The 22,059-nt window shown below is 70.6% G+C and carries 22 protein-coding genes; 13 read left to right on the top strand and 9 right to left on the bottom strand.

Going from position 1 to position 22,059, the window contains the following annotated elements; genetic code table 11:
- Positions 1–262 precede the first annotated feature (262 nt).
- Positions 263–721, top strand: coding sequence for a nuclear transport factor 2 family protein (locus tag ABTZ59_RS12725; protein WP_351395086.1), 459 nt, complete (start codon positions 263–265; stop codon positions 719–721).
- 111 nt (positions 722–832) lie between these two features.
- Here ABTZ59_RS12725 and ABTZ59_RS12730 read toward each other — a convergent pair whose 3' ends face one another.
- Positions 833–1,582 carry a DUF4118 domain-containing protein gene (locus tag ABTZ59_RS12730; RefSeq protein ID WP_351395089.1) on the bottom strand — a complete coding sequence of 250 codons (750 nt, stop codon included), beginning with the start codon at positions 1,580–1,582 and terminating at the stop codon, positions 833–835.
- Positions 1,583–1,855: 273 nt separating this feature from the next.
- Between ABTZ59_RS12730 and ABTZ59_RS12735 the strand changes: the two genes are divergently transcribed.
- From ABTZ59_RS12735 to ABTZ59_RS12750, 4 genes are all read left to right on the top strand, one after another.
- Positions 1,856–2,386, top strand: coding sequence for a GNAT family N-acetyltransferase (locus ABTZ59_RS12735; protein ID WP_351395092.1), 531 nt, complete (start codon positions 1,856–1,858; stop codon positions 2,384–2,386).
- A 204-nt stretch (positions 2,387–2,590) separates the two neighbouring features.
- A complete protein-coding gene (locus ABTZ59_RS12740; protein ID WP_351395095.1) occupies positions 2,591–3,790 on the top strand; it encodes an FUSC family protein in 1,200 nt (399 codons plus the stop codon).
- A 430-nt stretch (positions 3,791–4,220) separates the two neighbouring features.
- On the top strand, positions 4,221–4,877 hold the full coding sequence (locus ABTZ59_RS12745) for an LAETG motif-containing sortase-dependent surface protein (protein ID WP_503002736.1): 657 nt from the start codon (positions 4,221–4,223) through the stop codon (positions 4,875–4,877).
- Between the two features lie 348 nt (positions 4,878–5,225).
- Positions 5,226–6,284 (top strand): PHP domain-containing protein, encoded by a 1,059-nt coding sequence (locus tag ABTZ59_RS12750; RefSeq protein ID WP_351395100.1) that lies wholly within the window; start codon positions 5,226–5,228, stop codon positions 6,282–6,284.
- A gap of 80 nt (positions 6,285–6,364) precedes the next feature.
- Here ABTZ59_RS12750 and ABTZ59_RS12755 read toward each other — a convergent pair whose 3' ends face one another.
- From ABTZ59_RS12755 to ABTZ59_RS12770, 4 genes are all read right to left on the bottom strand, one after another.
- Entirely contained in the window at positions 6,365–7,039 is a 675-nt protein-coding gene (locus tag ABTZ59_RS12755; protein ID WP_351395103.1) for an HAD family hydrolase, read from the bottom strand.
- A gap of 173 nt (positions 7,040–7,212) precedes the next feature.
- A complete protein-coding gene (locus tag ABTZ59_RS12760) occupies positions 7,213–7,941 on the bottom strand; it encodes an SRPBCC family protein (RefSeq protein ID WP_351395106.1) in 729 nt (242 codons plus the stop codon).
- Between the two features lie 6 nt (positions 7,942–7,947).
- Entirely contained in the window at positions 7,948–8,691 is a 744-nt protein-coding gene (locus ABTZ59_RS12765; RefSeq protein WP_351395109.1) for an ArsR/SmtB family transcription factor, read from the bottom strand.
- 107 nt (positions 8,692–8,798) lie between these two features.
- Positions 8,799–9,866, bottom strand: coding sequence for an NAD(+)/NADH kinase (locus ABTZ59_RS12770; RefSeq protein WP_351395113.1), 1,068 nt, complete (start codon positions 9,864–9,866; stop codon positions 8,799–8,801).
- A 339-nt stretch (positions 9,867–10,205) separates the two neighbouring features.
- Here ABTZ59_RS12770 and ABTZ59_RS12775 point away from each other — a divergent pair, with 339 nt between their 5' ends.
- A complete protein-coding gene (locus ABTZ59_RS12775; RefSeq protein ID WP_503002738.1) occupies positions 10,206–11,153 on the top strand; it encodes a DUF2382 domain-containing protein in 948 nt (315 codons plus the stop codon).
- A 171-nt stretch (positions 11,154–11,324) separates the two neighbouring features.
- On the opposite strand, the gene ABTZ59_RS12780 is transcribed toward ABTZ59_RS12775, so the two are convergent.
- Complete coding sequence (locus ABTZ59_RS12780; protein ID WP_351395117.1) at positions 11,325–11,954, bottom strand: COG4315 family predicted lipoprotein; 630 nt, start codon at positions 11,952–11,954, stop codon at positions 11,325–11,327.
- Positions 11,955–12,411: 457 nt separating this feature from the next.
- Between ABTZ59_RS12780 and ABTZ59_RS12785 the strand changes: the two genes are divergently transcribed.
- On the top strand, positions 12,412–12,996 hold the full coding sequence (locus ABTZ59_RS12785) for a TMEM165/GDT1 family protein (protein ID WP_351395120.1): 585 nt from the start codon (positions 12,412–12,414) through the stop codon (positions 12,994–12,996).
- A 142-nt stretch (positions 12,997–13,138) separates the two neighbouring features.
- Here ABTZ59_RS12785 and ABTZ59_RS12790 read toward each other — a convergent pair whose 3' ends face one another.
- Positions 13,139–14,200 carry an ABC transporter substrate-binding protein gene (locus ABTZ59_RS12790; RefSeq protein ID WP_351395123.1) on the bottom strand — a complete coding sequence of 354 codons (1,062 nt, stop codon included), beginning with the start codon at positions 14,198–14,200 and terminating at the stop codon, positions 13,139–13,141.
- Positions 14,201–14,360: 160 nt separating this feature from the next.
- Here ABTZ59_RS12790 and ABTZ59_RS12795 point away from each other — a divergent pair, with 160 nt between their 5' ends.
- The 4 genes from ABTZ59_RS12795 (at position 14,361) to ABTZ59_RS12810 (ending at position 17,812) form a co-directional block, all read left to right on the top strand.
- On the top strand, positions 14,361–15,437 hold the full coding sequence (locus ABTZ59_RS12795) for a FecCD family ABC transporter permease (protein ID WP_351395126.1): 1,077 nt from the start codon (positions 14,361–14,363) through the stop codon (positions 15,435–15,437).
- Positions 15,434–16,498, top strand: coding sequence for a FecCD family ABC transporter permease (locus ABTZ59_RS12800; RefSeq protein ID WP_351395129.1), 1,065 nt, complete (start codon positions 15,434–15,436; stop codon positions 16,496–16,498). The genes ABTZ59_RS12795 and ABTZ59_RS12800 overlap by 4 nt, the downstream gene beginning before the upstream one ends.
- 102 nt (positions 16,499–16,600) lie before the next feature.
- A complete protein-coding gene (locus tag ABTZ59_RS12805; RefSeq protein ID WP_351395132.1) occupies positions 16,601–17,068 on the top strand; it encodes a DUF6153 family protein in 468 nt (155 codons plus the stop codon).
- A gap of 117 nt (positions 17,069–17,185) precedes the next feature.
- Positions 17,186–17,812: a DUF305 domain-containing protein gene (locus ABTZ59_RS12810; protein ID WP_351395134.1), complete on the top strand. Its 627-nt coding sequence runs from the start codon at positions 17,186–17,188 to the stop codon at positions 17,810–17,812.
- A 67-nt stretch (positions 17,813–17,879) separates the two neighbouring features.
- Here ABTZ59_RS12810 and ABTZ59_RS12815 read toward each other — a convergent pair whose 3' ends face one another.
- Positions 17,880–18,452 (bottom strand): GNAT family N-acetyltransferase, encoded by a 573-nt coding sequence (locus tag ABTZ59_RS12815; RefSeq protein ID WP_351395136.1) that lies wholly within the window; start codon positions 18,450–18,452, stop codon positions 17,880–17,882.
- Between the two features lie 249 nt (positions 18,453–18,701).
- On the opposite strand from ABTZ59_RS12815, the gene ABTZ59_RS12820 reads away from it, so the two are divergent.
- Both ABTZ59_RS12820 and ABTZ59_RS12825 read left to right on the top strand, forming a co-directional pair.
- Positions 18,702–19,355: an N-acetylmuramoyl-L-alanine amidase gene (locus ABTZ59_RS12820; protein ID WP_351395138.1), complete on the top strand. Its 654-nt coding sequence runs from the start codon at positions 18,702–18,704 to the stop codon at positions 19,353–19,355.
- 191 nt (positions 19,356–19,546) lie between these two features.
- Positions 19,547–19,966: a hypothetical protein gene (locus tag ABTZ59_RS12825; protein WP_351395141.1), complete on the top strand. Its 420-nt coding sequence runs from the start codon at positions 19,547–19,549 to the stop codon at positions 19,964–19,966.
- A gap of 73 nt (positions 19,967–20,039) precedes the next feature.
- Here the strand turns inward: ABTZ59_RS12825 and ABTZ59_RS12830 are convergent, their stop codons facing one another.
- Positions 20,040–21,935 (bottom strand): LamG-like jellyroll fold domain-containing protein, encoded by a 1,896-nt coding sequence (locus ABTZ59_RS12830; RefSeq protein WP_351395144.1) that lies wholly within the window; start codon positions 21,933–21,935, stop codon positions 20,040–20,042.
- Positions 21,936–22,059: the final 124 nt, after the last annotated feature.

The following is a 22,059-nucleotide window of genomic DNA, read 5'->3' on the forward strand; positions in this document are numbered from 1 at the left end:
CAGTGCAATCGCGAGGGTTTCGAGGTCTGTCGTCACAAACGGACTAACGAGACCCTCGCTTCATGCACCCGAAAACTTCGGACTTACTCATCTAGCTCCTTGGCCTGAGAACCATCGTTCTCTAGCGTATCAACGAGCGAGGAGAACGACAGTTCTCCATGGTGGCCCGCACTGGCCGCGGCGAGCCACACCGAGCCGCATCGGTCCACCCAGGCCACCCAGGCCACCCGGTCCACACCGTCCGCACCACAAGGAGCCCGTGATGAGCACCCGCCCACCCCTGCCGCCGTTCACCCTCGACACGGCGAAGCAGAAGGTCCAGGCCGCCGAGGACGCGTGGAACACCCGCGATCCGCGCAAGGTCTCGCTCGCCTACACCGAGGACTCGCGATGGCGTAACCGGGACACGTTCGTCACCGGCAGGAACGCCATCGTCGAGCTGCTGACAAGCAAGTGGGAGCGCGAGCTTGAGTACGCGCTGCGCAAGGAGCTGTGGGCCTTCGAGGACGACCGCATCGCGGTGCGCTTCCAGTACGAGAGCCATGACGCGGACGGCCGGTGGTGGCGCTCGTACGGCAATGAGCTGTGGGAGTTCGACGCGGACGGCCTGATGTCGCGCCGCGAGGCCAGCATCAACGACGTACCGATCCAGGAGAGCGAGCGCCGGATCTTCGGCCCCCGGCCCGACGCGGAGCGCGGGGTGCCCTTCCCTCTGCGTTGAGCCATCAAGCCGTCAAACGTCGAGTCGTGGCGCCGTCGAATCGCCGCGTCATTGGGCGACCGTTGGGCCGGGGCGCCGTCGGGCGACCGTGGGGCCGTTGGGCCGTTGGCCTCAGCCGGCGTCCAGGACCGGGCCCGCGGTGTCGAGCGCGGCCCCCGTGTCATCCGCGAGCGTCACGGCCACCAGCCGTACCTGCTTGGACGGTACGAGTCCGGGATTGGGCCGGAGCATGAACCGCCCCACATAATGTCCGCTGCCCGACGCCCGTAGCTCGATATCGCCGTGCGGCCAGCCGAGCTGCTCGATGTCCCACGGCTCGCGGTCCACCGTCACGGTGCCGTCCTGCTCCAGACGGGCCGGATGGCCGAGAAGACTGCCGTATTCGAACCGGCAGCCCCGCAGCCGCAAGATCTCCACGAGATGACGGCTCACCTGGTCGACCACGGCATCCGGAGAGCCGGTGGACTGCGCGAGCCGGGCGGTGTCATGGATCCGGCTGAGCAACCCGGCGTCCACCACCGTCATGACATGCAGCCGCCTGGCGTGGGCGGCCAGTTGTGACACGGCGAGCCCCACCACCAGCAGCAACACAACGGTGGCGATGTCGGTGGCGCTGGTGACACTGAACCGCTCGAACGGCCGGGCCAGGAAGAAGTCGAACCATAGGGCCGCCGACAGCGCGGCCACCGCGCCGGCGACACGGTTGCCCATGGCGGCGACCGCCACGACGACCACGACAAGGATCAGCGCCAGGTCGGCGCTCGCGATGCCCGAACGGAACGGCAGCAGCAACAGGGCGACCGCCAGTGGCGCGATCAGCGCCGCGCCAAGCGCGATGCGGTCGCGAAGCGGGAATGTCATGGTCCACCTCGCAGTACATCGTGTGCCGGACCGGACCGTCCGACCACCGAATCCAGGCCGCACACCGGCCCACACCTTCAATTCTCCCCCCGCGGCCTCCGGCGACTCGGGCCGTCGACCGTCTTGACGCGGCCCTGCCGTCCGCCGGACGCACCTTGACGCGATCTTGACGTCCGGCACCGGGCGTCAGTGCCGGACGTACCGGCGGACGGCGAATGCACATCGGATGAAACGCGTGTGGAGCCGCCGCGGCACGTGATACGTCTCCGTGTCATGGACGATCTTGTGACTGAGCGGCTCGTGCTGCATCCATTGAGTGTTCTGGAGGCCGAGCGGGTAGCGGCGGCCGAGCCGGCGGACGGGGACCGCTGGGCGCCCGGATATCCCGCCGACGGTGACATGGCGGGGGCCAGGCGCTATCTGACGACCTGTGCGATCACCGGTGATCCCCAGCCCTTCGGCCCCTACGAGATCCGCCGTCGCGAGGACGGGTACGCCATAGGCGGTCTCGGCTTCCACGGCGCCCCGGACGAGAACCTCACGGTCACGATCGGCTACGGCCTGATCCCTTCGGCCCACGGCAGGGGATACGCCTCCGAGGCCCTGCGCGAGCTGCTGCGGTTCGCGCGGGCGAGCGGTATCACCCGTGTCCAGGGCGACACCGACCACGAGAACACCGCGTCCCAGCGCGTCATGACGGCGGTGGGAATGCGGCTCGTCGCGGAGGACGAACAGCTGAGGTACTACGGGATCGTCTGGTCCCCGTCTCCCGAGTCGGGGGTGGGAGACCGGTGGGCCGGGTGATGATCCCGTGTCCCCCGGCCCGACCGAGCGGGCCGCCCGGGACGGGCCGCCTCCCCGCCTCCCCGCCTCCCCGGCTGTCCGTGGCTGTCCGCGGCGCGCGGTGGACGCGATGGCCCCCCGCTCGGCCATGGCCGTGCGCTTCCTTTCGTACCCGACGAGCATTGCGCGTGTGAACCTTCATCGTTCCGACAGGCGGTGAGAGCGGTGGCCGAGCTGGTGAGGGCGCGGCGCACGCAGCCGGTCCTGGTACAGACGGTGCGGTCGGCCGCCGCCGCGACGATCGCCTATGTGGTCGCCCTCCGGCTGAGCAGCGAGCCCGCGCCGCTGACCGCTCCCCTGACGGCGCTGCTCGTCGTACAGGTCACGCTCTACTCGACCCTGACCACCGGCATCCGCAGGGTGAACTCCGTCGTCGCGGGGGTGTTGGTCGCCAGCGGCTTCAGTGTGCTGGTGGGGCTGACCTGGTGGAGTCTGGGGCTGATCATCGTGGCCTCGCTGATCGTCGGGCGGCTGGTCAGGGTGGACGAGTTCGTGCCGGAGGTCGCGATCAGCGCGATGCTCGTCCTCGGTGTGACCCGGGTGGCGTCCACCGCCTGGGACCGGGTCCTGGAGACGCTGATCGGCGCGGTGGTGGGGCTGCTCTTCAACTTCCTGTTCGTGCCACCGGTGTGGGTCCGTACCGCGGGCCAGTCCATCGAGGATCTGTCCCGCCGTATGCGCCAGTTGCTGCTGCGTATCGGGGAGGGACTGACGGAGACCACACCGGTCGAGCGCGCCGCCGACCGGCTGCACGACGCGCGCCGGCTGGACCACGACATCAGCGAGGTGGACGCGGATCTCCGGCAGGCCGAGGACAGCGTGCGGCTCAACCCCCGGGTCAAGGAGGGGCTGCTGAACCGCGTGGTGCTGCGTACCGGTCTCGACACCCTGGAGATCTGCACGGTGGTGCTGCGTGTACTGGCCAGGACACTGACCGACCTCGCCAAGGAGCGTACGGAGGAGCCGCTGTTCCCGCAGGAGGTGGGGATCGCGCTGAAGGAGCTGCTGGCCCGGATCGCCGACGCGGTGGTCAGCTTCGCCGTACTGGTCACCACGGAGGCCAGTCGGAGCGCCGAGACCGCGGAGGCACGGCTCGCCGAGGATCTGGCGGCCGCGCGCGTGAGCCGCGAACAGGTGGCGGGGCTGCTGCTGGAGGGCGTCCAGCGGCACCCACGTCAGTGGCAGCTCCATGGCGCGCTGCTCGCGGAGATCGACCGGATCCTGGACGAGCTGGACATGGAGAATCGCTCCAAGCGGCTGATGGAGGAGTTGGACCGCGCCTCTCGTGAAACGCGTGAGCGATACCCCCGGCCGGCCGCCGCGTGGCAATGGGTACGGGAAGCCCTGCCGCGACGGCGGAGATAAAAGCCGGCCGGAATACCGGACCGGGAAAGTGTGCGGCGACCGGGCTTCTCCCGGCCACCGCCGTGGCGTGAATCGCTCGTCCGCGGCGCAACGGGAAACTCGCGGCGAATTATTGACGGAGTTTTTGCCCGCAACGCTTTGGGACGAGGTGTATTCGGGCGCGGACGCCTTCATCCACCCCCTCCCCGCCCCGCAATCATGGGCGCCATCAGCGAGGACGACGGGATCCGGCCGCTCGGCCGGAAATGATCACGGAGCTTCGCCCCCGCCGCCCATGCGCGCCGCGCGGACCGTGTTCCGGCGTCTCAGCAGGTCCATGGGGTGTGCGGAGAGGGCGAGTTGGGTGGGGCGGTTGATGAGGCAGGTGCGGATGGCGGTACTGTGCGCGCGCGCCGTCATCGTCGGCGGCGCGGTTATAGCGGAGGATTTTGTGACTCTATTCAGCGGATCATGGCGGCGCAGAAGCGCCCTCATAACCGTCGCGACGGCAAGCGCGCTGGGTGTCGGCCTGTCGGCCGTTCCCGCGGTCGCGCACACGCCGACGTGGTCGGTGACCTGCTCCGAGGTCAGCCTCGACCTGACCGCCTACGGCAACAGTGACAAGAACACGGTGACGGTCACCGTGGACGGCAAGGACCTGCTGCCCACGGAGAATTTCAAGAACGACTTCCACCGGAAGCTCGATCTTCCCGAGCACAAGACCGAGCTGAGCGTTCGTCTCATCGTGGTGGCCGCCGACGGCGACCAGTTCTCACGGGACGAGACGAAGACCGCTCCGGTCTGCGACGAGCCCACCAAGCCGCCGACCTCGCAGGCCCCGACGCCGACTCCGACGCCTTCGGAGGAGACGCCCACCACCGAGGCGCCCAAGCCCACGCCTTCGGTGACGGACACGCCTTCGGACGAGGCCAGCGAGTCGGCGTCGGCGACGGTTCCCTCCTCGCAGCCGAGCCCGGCCGGCGACGACCTCGCCGAGACGGGTTCTTCCAGCTCCACCCCGCTGATCGCCGGTGCGGCCGGTGTCGTACTGGTCGCCGGAGCGGGCATCATGTGGGCCGCGCGCAAGCGTCGTACCGCCGGAAACTGATCCACCGCTCGACACACCGCCCCGTCGCCACGCCGGACGCGGTCCGGACTTCCACCGCCAACACTCGGCGGCCCGGACAGTGGTGACCCGGCCATGAGGCATGGACCGGCCGACTGCTCGCCCCCCAGGGGCGCGTCGGCCGGACTCCCCGCGGCGGAGGTGGTGTGAGGTCGAGGAGGTACGGAGCGGGCGCGCGACCCCACCGGGGCGCCACCCCGACGTTCTCCTCGTGCCGTGTGAGGCCCCGCGACATCCCCCGTTCGCGGGGCCTCGTCATGCGCGGTCCGACCCCGGCGCGGACAATGGACCGGACACCCGCCGACAGGCCGTCGACGCGCTGGGGGCGCCATGGATCCGGTGGAGGCTCTCGACAGGATCGCCTTTCTGCTGGAGCGCTCGCGGGCCGAGACATACCGGGTACGGGCGTTCCGTACCGCCGCCGCGGTAGTGGCGGACATGCCCGCCGAGGAGGTCGTGCGGCGTGCCGAGGCGGGCACCCTGGGCCGGGTGCGCGGCATCGGTCCCAAGACGTCGCAGGTCGTGGAAGCCGTGGTGAGGGGATCCGTTCCCGAGTATCTGGCGCGGCTGGAGCGGGACGCCGCCGGGCCGCTCACGGAGCGCGGGCACGCGCTGCGCGCGGCGCTGCGCGGCGACTGCCATCTGCACTCGGACTGGTCGGACGGGGGCAGCCCCATCGAGGACATGGGACGGACGGCCGCCGCGCTCGGCCATGAGTGGGCCGTGCTCACGGACCACTCCCCCACCCTCACCGTGGCCAGGGGTCTGACGGCGGAGCGGCTGCGTCGGCAGCTCGATGTGATCGCGGAGCTGAATGCGCGGTGGGCGCCGTTTCGGCTGCTCACCGGCATCGAGTGCGACATCCTTCCGGACGGCTCGCTCGACCAGGAGCCCGAACTGCTCGACCGGCTCGATCTGGTGGTGGCGTCGGTCCATTCGAAGCTGCGCATGGACGCCGCCCCGATGACACGACGCATGATCGCCGCCGTACGCAATCCGCTGACCGATGTGCTGGGTCACTGCACGGGGCGGCTGCTCATCGGACGGAGCCGACGGGATCGCGGCGGATCGGGCGGCAGCCGGCCGGAGTCGGCGTTCGACGCCGACGCGGTGTTCGAGGCGTGTGCCGAGTCCGGCACCGCGGTGGAGATCAACAGCAGACCCGAGCGGCTCGATCCGCCCCGCCGGCTGCTGCGCCGGGCGGTGGCGGCCGGGGTCTTCTTCGCCATCGACACGGACGCTCACGCGCCGGGGCAGCTCGACTGGCAACTCCTCGGCTGCGCGCGGGCGGAGGAGTGCGACGTGCCCGCCGACCGGGTCATCAACACCTGGCGGGCCGAGGGACTGCGGGAGTGGACACGAACCCGGCTGGCACCGGCCCCGGGCTGACCGATGCCGGCCGGGCCTGGCAACCGCGGCGGCGGAGACGGCTGAGCGAGCACGGCTGAGCGGAGACGGCTGAGCGGGGCTCAGCGGCCGTCCAACTCGGCGAACACACTGGTGTCGAGGCGGGCCAGCAGATCGGTCGGATCCTCGTACACCTCCACCGCGCCGGTGGACTCCAGGGCAGCGCGCGAGATGCCGCCCGACAGCAGGGCGACGGGGCGGACACCGGCTCGGGTCGCCGCCTCCATGTCCCACACCGAGTCGCCGACGAACACCGCCAGTTCCGCCGGCACCCCGGCCAGCGCCAGCGCCCGGCCGACCGGGTCCGCGCCGGGCTCGCCCGTCGCCGCCTCGTCCGCGCCCACCGTCCCCTGGATGACGTCATCCGCGTTGACCGCCCCGCGCAGCGCGGCGATCTCGGCAGGACCCGCCGAGGTGGCGAGTACGATCCGCCAGCCGCGGTCGGCGAGCGACCGCAGCAGATCACCCGCGCCCTCGAAGGCGGGCAGCCGGTCCAGGAAGGTCCCGTACAGCGCGGTGTGCGCGGCGCCGATCCGCGCGTCCTGGCCGCGGTCGCGCTCGTCACCGAGCAGATACGCGATCAGTTCGCCGGAATCGAGGCCGAGCGCGCGGTGGATCGACGACATCGGGACCGTGTGGCCGGCCTGGCGGAACGCCTCCCACCAGGCCGTCACATGGAGGTGGTTGGTGTCGACGAGCGTTCCGTCGATGTCGAACAGTGCCGCGCGCGTCGCCATGTGTCTCCCGTTCCCGTTCGGGTCGGGCCCCCGGGGACACGCCCGGGGGCCCGGATGCCTGGAGCAACGTCTTGATCATGCCGTCTTCTCCCGGCCCGGAACGGGTTGAGCGGGGCGTACGGGTGAGTGACCGGCATCCGTGCGGACGCCCGGACGGACACGGCGGGAAGGCCCTACGCGTACAGGCCGTGGAACCAGTCGCGCCACGCGCCCTCGATCGCCTTGGAGTCGGCGCCTGGAGCGAAGTCGTGCACGCTGACGCCCACCGGCGCACCGAAGTGGTTCCTGCCGAACAGCCGGTACATCGCCGTGTCGGTGCGCACACCGATGAAGTACGGATCGCGGTAGTCGACGACGGCGTCGACGGGCCCCGCGCCGGGCAGTTCGATCCGTACGGCCGTCCCCTCCGGCGTCTCGTCCGGCAGCCCGAGTCCCCGGCTCGCGACCTCAAGCGCGTCCGCGGCCCGGGAGGCGGCGGGTCCGTCCGCGCCGGCGAAGACCGCCGCGCGTCCGGTGAAGTGCAGCAGATACTGGCGCAGTGTGTGCAGATAGAAGTCGGTGTGCTTGGAGGCACCGTCGTACTGATTGTCCCAGTCGTCGACGAAGATGCCGCTGTGGACATAACGCACCCACGAACCGCCGCCCTCGCGCGGCTCGATGACATGGTCGAGCTGGTTCAGCGTCTGCTGCGGGATCCCTTCCACGTTCTCGACCCGGCCGGTGAGCCGGCGCGGCGGGTCCCAGGCCGTGACGGTGCCGCCGTGCGGCGCGGCCCCGCCCTCACGGGGCTCGTACTCCATGGGCCACAGCCAGCCCGCCGTACCGGTCGTGAGCGCTTCCCAGACCTGCTCGGGACTCGCGTCCACCTCGAACTCGCGGACGATCTCGAATTCCTTGGACATGACGACTTACTCCTGTGCGTTTGTGGGTGATGCGGGGCGGGACGCGCGCACGGCGGGCCGTGCGCCGGAGGTGTTCCCCCGGCTCCCGACGGCCGGTCCCTCGCCCGCCGGCTCGGCGGCCACGGCCGTGCCGGGCTCCGGCCCGGCGGTGTCGGGCTTGAGGGTGTCGGGCTTGACGGTGGGATGGAGGGCGACGACGATCCGGTGATCGCGGCCGTTGTCGGCGTGTTCGTCGTGGTACTTGGCGATCAGCGCGCTGACGCCGCGGGTCAGCTCGTCGACGAAGGCGGCCCGGTCGGCCGCGGAGGCGAAGCGCACCTCGCCGTCGAGCGCGTAGGTGGCGAGACGCTTACGGGCCTTCGTCGCGCCGGTGATCAGCGCGCCCACGTCGCGTACGAGTCGCGCGGCGACCGCGAGCAGCCAGCGCGCGGAGAGCTGGTCGCGGAAGCGGGCCGGGTCGGGCTGGACAGCGGCCAGCGCGAGCGGCGAGATGACATACGAGGCCGCGGTGGCCCGCATCAACCGCTCGGTGACATTGCCCTTTCTCCGCTCACCCGCGAGCTCCACCAGGCCGTGCCGCTCCAGGGCCTTGAGGTGGTAGTTCACCTTCTGCCGGGGCAGCCCCACCCGTCCGGCGAGCATCGTCGCCGACGCGGGTCCGACGGCCAGCTCGGCGAGCAGCCGGGCTCTCATGGGGTCCAGCGAGACGGCTGCCGCCGCCGCGTCCTCGATCACGGTCACGTCCAACATGGGTCCAGCATCGCACCGAAAGTTTTTTCTGTCCAGAACCATTAACTTGTCGGCAACGATCGTCTCGCCCTGCCGCTCAAGGACGACCGTGCGCAGGGAACAACCCGTCAGTCCGAGGGCGCGGGCGGTGGTGGCAGCCTCAGATGGGCCAGGTCGTCCGGAACCGGGGTGTTGGGGCGGAACAGCGGGGCCGACTCGCCATCGGCGGCCGTCGCGGGCGCGTCGGTGAGCCGGAACCTGGCGCGCAGCCGGGTGTAGAAGTCGGTGGGGCCCAACCGCACCAGCCGCAGCCGGTACTTGGCGCCGTACACACCGGCCCAGTCGCCGGGCCCGAGCACCCCGCGCAACTGTCCGTCGATGCTGAGCGCCACCTCCCCCGAGTGCGGCAGCACCCGCATGGCCACCGGTTCGTCGGGCGCGGCCACGACGGTGCGGTCGAAGGTCATGTGCGCGGCCACGGGCGTGAAGACCACGGCGTCCATGTGCGGGGAGAGCACCGGCCCCCCGGCCGCGAAGCTGTAGGCCGTCGAACCGGTCGGTGAGGCCACGATGACCGCGTCCGCGGAGTACGCGGCGAGCAGCCGGCCGGCGATATAGACCCCCAGGCTGATCTGCCGGTCCCGGACGAGCTTCTCCAGGACGACGTCGTTGACCGCGATGATGTCCAGCGCGACCCCCCAGCCGTCGCCCACCGCGGTGTCCGGCCGGACGTGGGGCGGCGGCAGCGTCGGTACCCGGCCCGAGCGCAGCAGCGCTTCCATGGCGGACGGCATCTGCGGAACGCGGGACGTTCGCATGGTGAGCGTCATCCGCTCCTCGATCTCCGCGCGCCCTTCGTGAACGGCGTCCAGCGCCTTCGTGACCTTCTCCGCCGGGACTTCGGTCAGGAAGCCGACCCGGCCCAGATCGACCCCGAGCACCGCGGCGTCGTTCTTGGCGGCGATCCGGGCTCCGCGCAGGAAGGTGCCGTCGCCGCCGAGGGTCAGGACGAGGTCGGGATGGCCGGCCGCCGTGGCCTCCTCCTGGCCACCGTGGCGCGGTTGATGGTCCTTCCACACATCGATTTCCGTGCAGGGGATCCCGTGCGCGTGGCCCCAGCGGTGGACCGCGATCGCCGCCTCGACGGCCTCCGGGCGACCCCGGTGGACCACGAGACCGATGCGTTCGACCGTCATGCTCGCGCTCTCCGTACGTCCGGTTCCCCTTGGGCGGTCCGCTCCGGCGGTCGGGAACCGCCGCGTACTTTCCAGCATCACCGATGACCCGGCGGGACGGCCGGGGCCGGTCGGCCCCTTGTTGAATTCACCCGAATGGCGGATGGCTCCGGATGCCCCCATCAGGGCGACGACCACCGTGAGCGCTGGCCCATCAGGCACCGGGGGCCATGTCGCGGCGGGGCCGGCACCCTGCCCCGGTTGCCACGGGTCCCGGACGGATGCGCGATGGAGTCGTGCGCGCCTGACCGTGAGGGGCCTGATCCCGCAGACGCGCTTCCCCCACGCGAGGAGTGATCGCTGATGTCAGCCGATGGCGTGTTCGACAGCCCCAGCAGGCTCAACGGTTTGGCCATATACGACAAGGACGGCGACAAGATCGGCAACGTCGGCCAGGTCTATGTGGGCGACCGCTCGGGCCGCCCGGAGTGGGTCACCGTGAAGACCGGCCTGTTCGGCATAAAGGAAAGTCTCGTCCCGCTGTCCGGCGCCCGCCGCGCGGGTGAGGACATCCACGTCCCGTACGCGAAGGAGACCGTCAAGGACGCTCCGCGACTGGACGCCGACGAGCATCTGGACCCCAGTCAGGAGAAGCAGCTCTACAAGCACTACGGTCTGACCGCCACGGGCGCGGGTCTGGGCATGGCCTCGGACACCGCCGCGGGCACGGGCACGACCGCCGGTACGCGCACGACCACCGGCACGGCGCCGGGCGCGGCCTCCGGCACGGGGCGGACGGGAGCCGGGACGGCGACCGGCGGGCTGGCCGGCGCGGCCACCACCGGTGGCGCGGGACGGCCGATGGCCGGGGTGCGCGGCTCGATGCCCGACGAGGGCAAGGAACGGCACGGGGAGGAGCTGATCCGGTCCGAGGAGCAGCTGCATGTCAGCACCGAGGAACACGAGGTGGGCCACGCCCGGCTGCGCAAGGTCGTGGTGACCGAGAACGTGACCACCTCCGTACCGCTCAGCCATGAGGAGGTCCGGGTCATCCACGAGGCGATCGCGCCCGAGGACCGTACCGGCGTCCGCGGCTCCCTCATCGGTGAGGCCCAGACCGAAGTGACCCTGCACGCCGAGGAGCCGGTCATCCGCAAGGAGTCCGTGCCGGTCGAGCGCGTGCGCATGGAGACGGAGAAGGTGACCGAACAGAAGGAGGTCTCCGCCGAGGTCCGCAAGGAGCAGATCGAGTACGACACCGATCAGACCGGCACGGGCATGGGCGGCAGGCGCGGCTCCGGCCGCTGAACCCGACGGCATCCGGCCGCACGCCCCCGCCCACCACGTCCGCGTGGCCGGCGGGGGCAGGCCATACGCACACACGTCGTCTTGCCTCGTGAGTGGCATGGCCTCTCCGAGAGTTCGGACCGGTGGACCAGGTGGATGAGCCACCGGTGGACCAGGAGGGTGCGGGGAGCGTCAGCTCGCGGTGGGGCTGGTGGTGGGGCTTTCGCTCGCGGTCGGGCTGGTGGTCGAGGTGGGGCTCGCGCTCTGCGGCGGCGTGGTGATGGCCTTGCCCTCGGGGCTGACGACGAACCACTTGGCGCCGAACTCGGTCAGGTCCTGGCCCTTGGTGTCGCCGGGCTTGGTGTCTTCCCTGAACGTGTAGAGCGGGTGGCCGTTGTACATGGCCTGCTTGGTTCCGTCACTGCGGGTCGTGGTGGTCAGCAGGTTCGCCTTGACCCCGCTGCCCGCCTGCGGTGTGCCCTTGACGAGCGCGGGCGGCCAGTCGACGACGCAGTCGCCGCTGCACGTGGACTTCTTGTCCTTGTCCGCCTCGAAGAGGTAGAGCGTATGGCCCTTGCCGTTGACCAGGATCTTCCCGAAGGGCCCGGTCTTGACGGATACCTTGCCCACTTCCTCGGACGGGTTCACCGACGGGGAGGCCGTCATGGTCGAGGTCGGAGAGGTGGTGGGGGAGGCCGCGACGAAGTCCGCGGGGTTCTCCTTGGACGCCGATCCGCTCCCGCTGTCGGAGCAGCCGGCGAGCGCCCCGGCGCAGAGTGCCGCCGCGGCCACCGCGGCGGCTGTCCTGGTGTTGATCCTCATTCAGGTCTCCTCAGCTCAGGGGCCGCCCCACGGGCAGCTCAGCGCCCGCCCGATCGCGGCCACAGCACCCACTACACGACAGGGTCGGAAAGCGGGCCACCGGACAGAGCCGTCCGGAGTACACGGCCCCGGGGGAGGCGCCCGTCAGGCGGTCGCCCGGCGCCCGGCGACACCCCCGCGGACCTGGCATGTTCCGGTCTGGGCTCTGCTGATCGGGTGAGGTATCGTGGAGTGCTGCGAAGGGGAGTAGCCCCGCGAACCGGTCGTCGACACACTGGAACCCCCGGGTTCCCGGTGGCCGGGCCCACTGATCCAGTGGGCGGGCGAGACCTTCGGTCAGGCATTGACGGTGTCCGCGCCTTGCGGTCGCCGCCGTCGTGCCGGGCCGAGTCTCCTCCTGGCTCCGTACGGGGCTTCGCGAAGATCCGGGCCCGGCCCTCAGAGAAAGCCACCCGGAATGCATCTCGACCCCCTGGCGATCGTCACCGCCTTCGGGCTGATCTTCCTTGCGGAGCTCCCCGACAAGACCATGTTCGCGTCCCTGGCCATGGGGACGCGCATGCGCCCGCTGTACGTATGGTTCGGCACGTCGACGGCGTTCATCGTGCACGTCGCCATCGCTGTCGCGGCGGGTGGTCTCATCGGGCTCCTGCCCGACTGGATCGTCAAGCTCGTCTCCGCCCTGCTCTTCGCGTTCGGCGCCTTCATGCTGCTGCGCGGCGGAGGCGACGGCGAGGACGAGGACGGCGAGAAGAAGACGGTCACCGGCTTCTGGCCCGTCTATTCCACCGCGTTCATGGCCGTCTTCATCAGCGAGTGGGGCGATCTCACCCAGATCACCACCGCCAACCTCGCCGCCAGCAACGGCACATGGTCCACCGCCATCGGTTCGGCCGCGGCGCTCATGTCCGTATCCGCGCTGGCGCTGCTCGCCGGCCGGTTCATCGCCACCCGCGTCCCCCTCAAGACCGTCCAGCGCATCGGCGGTCTGTGCATGCTGGGCCTCGCCATCTGGTCCGTGACCGAGATCTTCCTGAGCTGACGAGCCGCCACATGGACGAAGCCCCGCCCGTCGGCGAGCGCCGATGGGCAGGGCTTTCCGAGGGGATCCGCACTGGACGGTCCGAATGGGACGATGCGGATGGGACGGTTCGGATGGGACGATGCGGGCCGGCCGGGGGTTCTCAGGCGGCCGGGGCCAGGTGCTTTTCCAGGACAGTGAGAACATCACGGGCCGCCGTGGGCCCGGTGTTGAGATAGAAGACATCGTCATCGACCGGGATCGCCGTCTTGCCGGCGACGGCCGACAGCGTCGGCCAGAGCGGCGCCTTCGTCAGCGCCGACGCCTTGGAATCGGCGCCCTGGACCCCGTAGAACAGCCAGTCCGCGTCGGCCCGGTCCAGCTGCTCATTGCTGATGTTCTGGGAGGTCTTGTCGAACTGCTGGCTCTTGGGACGGCCGAGCCCGGCGTCCTCGGCGATGCCTCCGGTGAACGAGGGCACACCGAAGACCCGCAGCCGGTCGCCGTTCAGCCGCAGGAAGGACACGGTCACCGGCTTGTCGAGGCGCTTGCCGAGTTCTTCCGCGTCGGCGTGGAAGTCGTCGAGATACGTCCGCGCCTGTTCGGTCTTGCCGAGTCCGTCGGCGACGAGCAGGAAGTCCTGCTTCCAGTACAGCCCGGTGCCCTGGGTGGCGATGGTGGGTGCCAGCTCGGTCAGCGCCGTATAGAGGGTCTTGGCGTTCTTGCCCGCGATGTTCATCAGGATCAGATCCGGCTTGATGTTCGCGATGGTCTCCAGGTTCGGGTCGACCCGCGAGCCCACGTCCACGACCTTCGCCAGCTGAGCGGCGTCCTTCGGGAAGTCGTCCTTCAGATACCGGGGTATGAGATCCGCTCCGTCCCCGCGGGTCGAGCCCGCCGGCACCGTGCCGAGCGTGAGCAGCGCGTCGGCCTGCCCTGTGGAGATCACCACGACCTTCTTCGGCGCGGCATCGAGAGTGGTCTTGCCTTCGAAGTGGCTGACGGTACGCGGGAATTGCCCGTCGGGTTCGCCACTTCCCATGCCCTTGGGCACGGAGCGGGGAGCCGTGTGGGTGGATATGGCCGGGGTGGCCGACGGGGCGGACGTCCCGCCGTCGCCCGACGAGTCCGTCGAGTTGGTGGAACAGCCGCTGAGCAGCAGGGTGCCGGCTATGGCGACGCCGCTGATGAGACGGGTGAGAGGGAGATCACGGAAGCGGTACACGAGGCATTAGCTTAGGCTTCCCTAAGTGCAGATGAGTAGGTACGGCGGTCATGCGATGGATCACATATCCGGAAGCCCAGGTTCCGGAGACGCGCGTTCCGGACAAGCGGGTTCTGGAGACGCGCGTTCTGGAGACGCGGGTTCCGGAGAAACGGCGCCGGTGTCCCCGGCCGACGACCGGCGCTCCACAGGGCCGCGATCCGTCGAACCGCCGGGCGGGCGCGCCCGGACCGGCGGGCGCCGCCGCGGAAAGCACCTCGCCGCCCTGGTGGTCTGTCTCGCCCTTGTCGTCCTGCTCGTACTGATCAGCCTGGGCGTCGGCGCGCGGGGCATCCCGCTGGGGACCGTGGCGCGGGTGCTGCTCCATGACGACGGAAGCCCGGAGGCCATCATCGTCCGGCAGTTGAGGATGCCCCGTACCGTCCTCGCGGTGGTCGTCGGTGCCGCGCTGGCGCTGGCCGGCGTCGTCATGCAGGCCATCACCCGCAACCCGCTCGCCGAGCCGGGCATCGTCGGTGTCAACGCGGGCGCCTCCTTCGCGGTCGTGGTCGCGATCGCCGCGTTCCAGGTCACCGGCGTCTCCGGATACATCTGGTTCGCCTTCGCCGGAGCGGTCCTGGCCGCGCTGATCGTCCATGCGCTCACCTCGGGCGCCACCCGCGGACACCACCACACCCGGCTCGTCCTGGCGGGAGCGGCGCTGTCCGCGAGCCTCGGGGCCGGTACGGGCATCATCACCATGTTCCACACCACGGCCTTCGACTCCTACCGCTTCTGGGTGGTGGGGGCGCTGGAGAACCGGGGCACGGAAGCGCTCACCGCCGCGGTCCCCTTCGTCCTGGTCGGGGCGCTGATCGCGGTGGCGCTCGGACCGTCCCTGAACGCGCTCGCGCTGGGTGACGAGACCGGGGCGGCTCTCGGGCTCAGAGTGCCCTGGGTGCGCGCGGCCGGCTTCCTCTCGATCATGCTGCTCTGCGGGGCGTCGACCGCCGCCGCGGGGCCGATCGCGTTCGTCGGCCTGGTCGTTCCACATGTGCTGCGGCTGGTCCTCGGCCCCGACCTGCGCCCGCTGCTGGCCTTCGCGCTGCCCGGCGGCGCCATTTTGCTGCTCGTCAGTGATATCGCCGGACGGGTGGTCGCGCCGCCGGGCGAGATCGAGGTCGGTATCGTCACGGCGTTCATCGGGGCGCCCGCGCTGCTCTGGCTCGTCGTCAGGCGCAAGGAGGTCGCGGCGTGAGCACCCCGCGCCGGAGCGCCGCCCCGGCACGCGTACTGCGGCTTCCCGGCGAACTCACCCTGCGCTACTCGGGCCGTACCGCCGTCGTGATGACCGTCCTGCTGCTGGGATGCGCCGCGGTGTGGACGCTCAGCGTGTTCACCGGCACGTACCTGATCGACTCGGGCCGGATCCTGGACGTCCTCACCGGTGGCGGATCGGGGACGGACCGGTTCATCATCATCGGTCAGCGGCTGCCGCGCGTCTGTGCCGCGCTGCTCGTCGGAGCGGCCCTCGGGCTGTCCGGGGCGCTGTTCCAGAGCCTGTCGCGCAATCCGCTCGGCAGCCCGGACGTCATCGGGTTCACCACCGGCTCCACCAGCGGCGCGCTCGTCGTCATCCTGGCCGGCGGTGGTACGGCCGGCCTCGGTGTCGGCGCGGGCTCGGTGCTCGGCGGGCTGGTGACCGCGGTGGTCGTGTACGCGTTCACCGCGTCACGCGGTGTCTCCGGCAATCGGCTGGTGCTCGCCGGAATCGCCGTGGGCGCGATGCTGGCGTCGGTCAACGACTTCCTCCTCACCCGCGCCGATCTGGAGTCCGCGGAGAGCGCCAAGGCCTGGACGTTCGGCAGCCTCAACGCCGTGTCCTGGCCGCAGGTCACCCCGCTGGCACTCGCGCTGCCCGTACTCGCCGTCGCGGCCCTGGCCGTGGGCCGTCCGTTGAGGCTCATGGAGATGGGGGACGACACGGCCGGCGCGCTCGGGGTGAACATCGCGCGCGTCCGCGCGCTCGGCCTGCTGCTCGGTGTCGCCCTGGCGGGCGCGGCCATCGCCGTCGCGGGCCCGATCGGCTTCCTGGCGCTGGCGGCACCTCAGCTGGCCCGCAGGATCACCCGGGCCCCGGGCGCCCCGATCGGTTCGGCCATGCTCACGGGCGCGCTGATCCTCGCCACCGCCGATCTGCTGGCCCAGCGTCTCCTGTCCCCCTTTCAGATCCCGGTGGGGCTGGTCACCGGGGCTCTCGGCGGCCTCTATCTCCTGTGGCTGCTGTCCAGGGAGAAGAGGAACGCTCGGGCGCGATGAGTCCGAGTCGGCCGGTGGCGAATGGCCCCCGAGGGGAGGAGGTCGCTCCCCGACGGCCGGGCCGCGTCATGCTGGGCGCCCACGAGTGTTTACGATGAACACATGAGGCGATGGTCATCACGAGGCAGGACCCGGCCCACTGGGCCCCGGGTTCTCCTGCTGTCGCTGGTGACCGCGGTGCTGACGGGTCTGCTGGCGATGCACGGGCTGTCGCCCGTACCCCCGCCGCAAGCGCACACCGCTTCCGCTCCGTCCTCGTCGGCTTCCACGTCCGCCCTGGGCCCGGGGTCGTCCTCCGTGCCCGCGCCCTCGGCTCATGTCATGGCCGCCGGCACGGTGGACGGGGACTGCGTGCATCAGGGCGGCGGAGGCGGCGGTCATCTGGATCACGCGGATGCCACCTGCGCCGCCGCCGGTGCCGGTGCCGGTCCCGCGCTGCCGACCCCGCTCGCCTCCGCGCTGTCCGCCGGGCCGCTCGACGTGCCCGCCGCGCTACGACAGGCTCCCGGGACGGCGACCGGCGACCGGGCGCCTCCTTCATTGAGCGAACTCCAACTCCTGCGCATATAGGCGCCGCTCCGGCGGCCGTCCCCGCTGCCGAGCCGATCGCGTCGATCGGCTCGCCGGGCAGATGGCCGCGTTCGGCAAGCCCTTGTCTCCCCCACCACGCACAGGAGTGGTTCCACCATGACCTCGTACCGTCACGCGGCCCGTACGGCCGCCATCACCGCGGCCGTGTCCGCCGCCGCGCTCACCCTCGCCGCCTGCGGCACGGACAGCGGAAGTACCTCCGCCACCGCTTCGGCATCCGCGTCCGCCTCGGCCCCGGCCTCGGGTTCGGCGGCGGGCTCGCTGTACAACGCCGCGGACGTGTCCTTCGCGCAGGGCATGATCCCGCATCACCGGCAAGCGGTGGAGATGGCCGACCTCGCCGCCACCCGGGCCTCCTCGGCGGAGGTGAAGAAGCTCGCCGCCGAGATCAAGAAGGCCCAGGACCCGGAGATCAAGACCCTGTCCGGCTGGCTCACGTCCTGGGACGCGCAGGTGCCCACGCAGGGCAGCATGGATCACTCGGGCCACTCGATGCCCGGGATGATGGCCGAAAGCGACATGTCCACGCTGGAGAAGGCCACGGGCCCGGCGTTCGACACCGCGTTCCTGAACCTGATGGTCAAGCACCACGAGGGCGCGGTCGAGATGGCCAGGACCGAGAAGTCGGCGGGGGCCGACAAACGCGCCAAGGACATGGCCGACGCCATCATCACGTCCCAGAGCGCCGAGATCACCCGGATGAACAAGCTGCTCGACAACTAGGTCGACGAGTAAGTCCGGTCGGTCGGGGGCCGCGCCGAACGCGCGGTCCCCGGTCGGTCGGGCGACGCTACGAGCGCGGGACTCCGCCTCTCCCCGTACGGTCCGCGCCTGCCGGAACGGGGATCAGCAGCTCGGGCCGGTCCCACATCACGGCCGGCGGGTTCGCCGCCACCGTGCCGGTCCGGCGGGCGCCCACGCTGCGGTAGAAACCCTCGGCGGGCGGATGGGAGACGACACGGACGGCGTCGAGTCCGGCGCCACGCGCCTCGTCCGTCATGTGCTCGACGAGCCGTCGCCCGATACCGAGCCCTTGTGCGGCGTCCGCGACGAACATCAGATCCAGCTCGGGCGGATCGAGAACCAGTGCGTAGAAGCCGAGCAGCCGCTCGTCGGTACGTACGGCTTCCGCGGCGCCGCGTGCCTCTCCCCCGCCGGTCGCCACCGCCAGGAAGACCCGGTGGGTCTCGATGTAGTCGGGGCCGACCCGGTACCCCGCGACCATCGGGGCGTACGGGCCCTCGTAGGCGCGGGAGACCCGGACGAGCCGGGTGAGCCGCCGGGCGTCCCGCGCGGTCGCCCGCCTGATCGAGACCGTCGTACCGGCCGCCCCTTCACCCACACGCGTAACTCGCGACACCATGGGGAGAGTATTACACCCGCGTAACTCCCGACGTGGGGCGCCCTTGCGCGGATCCGGACGGCCGACAGGATGAGGACCGGGGCCGGACCACCGAACCGGCCCTGGAGCGCGTCGCGTATGCCAGAGGTCCAGACCGAGACCCGGTTTCTTTCTTTGCCCGGCGGTTATTGGCATGGCCATGCGAAAGGCTCAGCATGGAATCGCACTACGCGCGTCACCCCTTCCAGGCAATGGATTTCGGGAGACCTCATGGAAGCCCACACCCCCACACCGTCCCGCCGCGCCTTACTCCGCTCCGGTGCCGGTCTCGGCGCCGCCGCGCTGGGACTCGCCACGATCTCCGCCTCCACGGCCCGAGCCGCCGACGACCGCCGTCCTCCCGGTGAACGCGGCGCCCCCGACAGCCGACGCCGTGCGTCCGCCGGCTATCCGCCCACCCACTGGATCCCGGCCAGTACCTCCAACTACACGGTGTCCAACCGTCCGACGACATATCAGGTCGACTTCGTCGTCATCCATGTGACGCAGGAGACCTTCCCCGACGCGATGAAGATCTTCCAGAACCCGGCCAAGAAGGTCTCCGCGCACTACATGGTCGCCTCGGCGGACGGCTATATCGGGCAGTTCGTACGGGAGAAGGACGTCGCCTGGCACGCGGGGAACTGGAACTACAACACCCGCAGCATCGGCATCGAGCACGAGGGCTGGGTGGACAGGCCCGAGTACTTCACGGACGCGATGTACGCGTCGTCCGCGGCGCTGACCGCCGCCATCTGCGGCACCTACGGCATCCCACGGACACGCGAACACATCATCGCGCACAGCGAGGTCCCCGGCGCCACGCATACCGACCCGGGCCGGCTCTGGGACTGGGACCGGTACATCGCACTGGTCAACAGCTGACCGGTCGGGCGATCCACCAGGGCGTGCCCGGCGTTTCACCACAGGCGCGGCCGACGGTCGTTGCCGGCCGCGCCATCGAACACCACGGGTACGTCGACCCGTTCGGGTGAGGATTCCCCTCCGGCCTGGCGATCGTCCCGTCCCACGTGCCATAAGGAGGAGGCAACATCCCAGAGGGGAAAGGGAATACCGTGAACAGACCGCGCACCTGGCGCCGGGTCGCCTCGGGTCTCGCCGCACTCGCGATCGCCGGCTCCGGGCCGCTGGCCGCCACTCCCGCCGGCGCCGCCGACGTCACCAACTCCCCCGCCGCCGCCTCCTCCTTCGTGCCGGGCGATCCCCTGCCCGCACGATCGGCGCCGACGCCGGTGGGCGAGCCCAGGGGCAAAGTCGTCTCGCGGATCACCCTGAGCATCCGAGAGGAGCCGACCTCGCAATCCGGCTATCTGGGCGGCCTGCGGCCCGGTACGGTCATCCCCCTCTTCTGCAAGGTCAGGGGCGAGAACGTGGACGGCAACAACCTGTGGTACCTGCTCGGGGACGCACGACCGGGCTATGTCGCGGCCCGTTACGTCGAGAACCAGTCACCGGTGCCGTACTGCCGACGGTGACTTCGCCGAGGGGGGCCGAGAACGGCCGGGTGGCGACGGACGTGAGCCCGCCGCCGCCACCCGGCCCACCGCCCTACGCGAACGGTGTGAGGAAGTCCTTCGGCGCGAGTGCCCGGCTCACGATCCGGGTGTCACCGATCCAGCCGTAGAAGCCCTGGCCGAACCGCTCGTCGAACTGGGTGGCGCCCAGCACGAAGGGCTTGCCCAGCGTGGCGATACCGGTCGACTTCTGGGCCGGGTTGCGCGCGATCTTCGAGCCGTCGACGTACATCACCGTACGGCGGCCGTCGTTGACGAGGGCGATATGCATCCAGCGGCCCACCGGAACGGCGTGGCTCCAGGAGGTGGGGTCCGCGTCCTGGCGCTGCGGATAGACGACGAACTGGAGGAATCGCTCCGGGGAGAGATTGAGGCTACAGGTGGGCTCGTCGGGCGACCAGCCGGTCGTCTTGCCCGCGTCGCCGTTGCGCCCCTCCCAGCTGAGGATCCCCATCCAGGCGTGATCGCCTTCGAAGGGCTCCGGCAGCTTGATGAAGGTCTCGATGGTGTAACCCGAGGTGAACGTGGCGCTGTTGAGCGGGGCGGACGCCGCGGTGGTGAGGACCGCGCCGCGGTCCGGCGCCTTCCCTCCGTCGAAGCGCAGGCTCGCGTGGGCCGGCTGGCCGAGGTGGTGCTCGGCGGACCAGGTCAGCGCGTCGTCCCCGCTCGTGTGCAGCCGACGCACCGTCAGGTCGTTGCCGTTGCCGGTCAGGTCACGGGCGACCCTGCCGTCCGTCACGGGCTTGCCCGCCCGGCCGCCGTCCGGCAGTCCGGAGGAGTCGAACCGCCAGTACGCGACCGTTCCGCGCGGCATCACGGCGGAAGCGGGCCGCGGGGCGGGCGGTACGACCGGGGCGAAGCCGGCGAAGCGTTCGGTGAAGTCGATGTCCAGGCTGAACCGGTCGACCGGGCCGGTCAGTTCGATGGTCTCGGCCTCCAGCGGTGTCCGCTTCTGCGGATCGCGGGAGAGGAACCACGGTGAGAACGTCTCGACATCGATGACCCCGCGGGCCAGATCGAAGCCGTACAGCCGGATCATCCCGGCACCGCCGTAGTAGCGGTCCTGGTAGTTGGTGATCTGGACGTGTACGTCATGACCGGCGTCGTTGGTCAGTACGGTGCGGCCCGGCGGCCAGTAGTGACCGCCCAGGGCCAGGAAGATCTGGTCGTTGCCGCGGACGATGCCGTCCCACAGCCGCTTGCCGTTGTCGGAGAGCTGGGCCGCGCCGTCGTCGTCCGACCACGCGAGGTCATGGGTGGTGAGCACGGTCGGCAGCGTGGCGTGCTTGTCGAGCACGCCCTGCGCCCAGCGCAGTCCCGCGTCCGACACCCGCCAGTCCAGGGCGAGGACCAGCCACTCGCGGCCCGCCGCGCGCACCACGTGGTAGCTGTTGTAACCGTCGGGCGAGGCACCGCCGAAGGTCGGCATGGAGGAGTAGCGCTTCGGTCCGAAGGCCTTGAGATACGCGCTGTCGCCACGCTGGTCGTCCATCGACCCGTTGATGTCGTGATTGCCCGCGAGGACGCTGTAGGGCACCTTGCCGTGCAGGGTACGGAAGGTGTCGGCGGCGAGTTCGATCTCCTCCTCGGTGCCGTGCTCCGTGACATCGCCGAGGTGCGTCATGAACGCGATGTTCGATTCGCCCCGCTCCGAGACGAGATACCGGAACGTCTCGCGCAGCGGCGCCGGGTCGGAGCTGTCGGCGTCGAAGAGGTACTGGGTGTCCGGAAGGACGGCCAGCGCGAACCGGGGGCTCTCGGCGTCGAAGCGGCCTCCGCCGCCCCCTGCCGTGGCCGCCGCCGTCGCTGTCGCGGCCCGCGCCGGTACGGTGTCGAGCGCCGTCGCCGCGGCGCCCGCCGCCGGTACGACCAGCGCGGCCTGTAGGAGTGCCCGTCTGTCCAGGTTCTTCTTGCTGTCTGCCGTACTCATGCGTACTCCATGAACTGGATGTCCGTGTCCGCTGCACTGTGCTGATCGGCCGTGTCCGCACGATGGCAGGGAGCTGAACGATGGCCGCCCTTCGTCGCACGAATCGGACCGTTGGGCGCGAATG

It is taken from the genome of Streptomyces sp. NPDC094034, assembly GCF_040303865.1.
Lineage (GTDB): Bacteria > Actinomycetota > Actinomycetes > Streptomycetales > Streptomycetaceae > Streptomyces.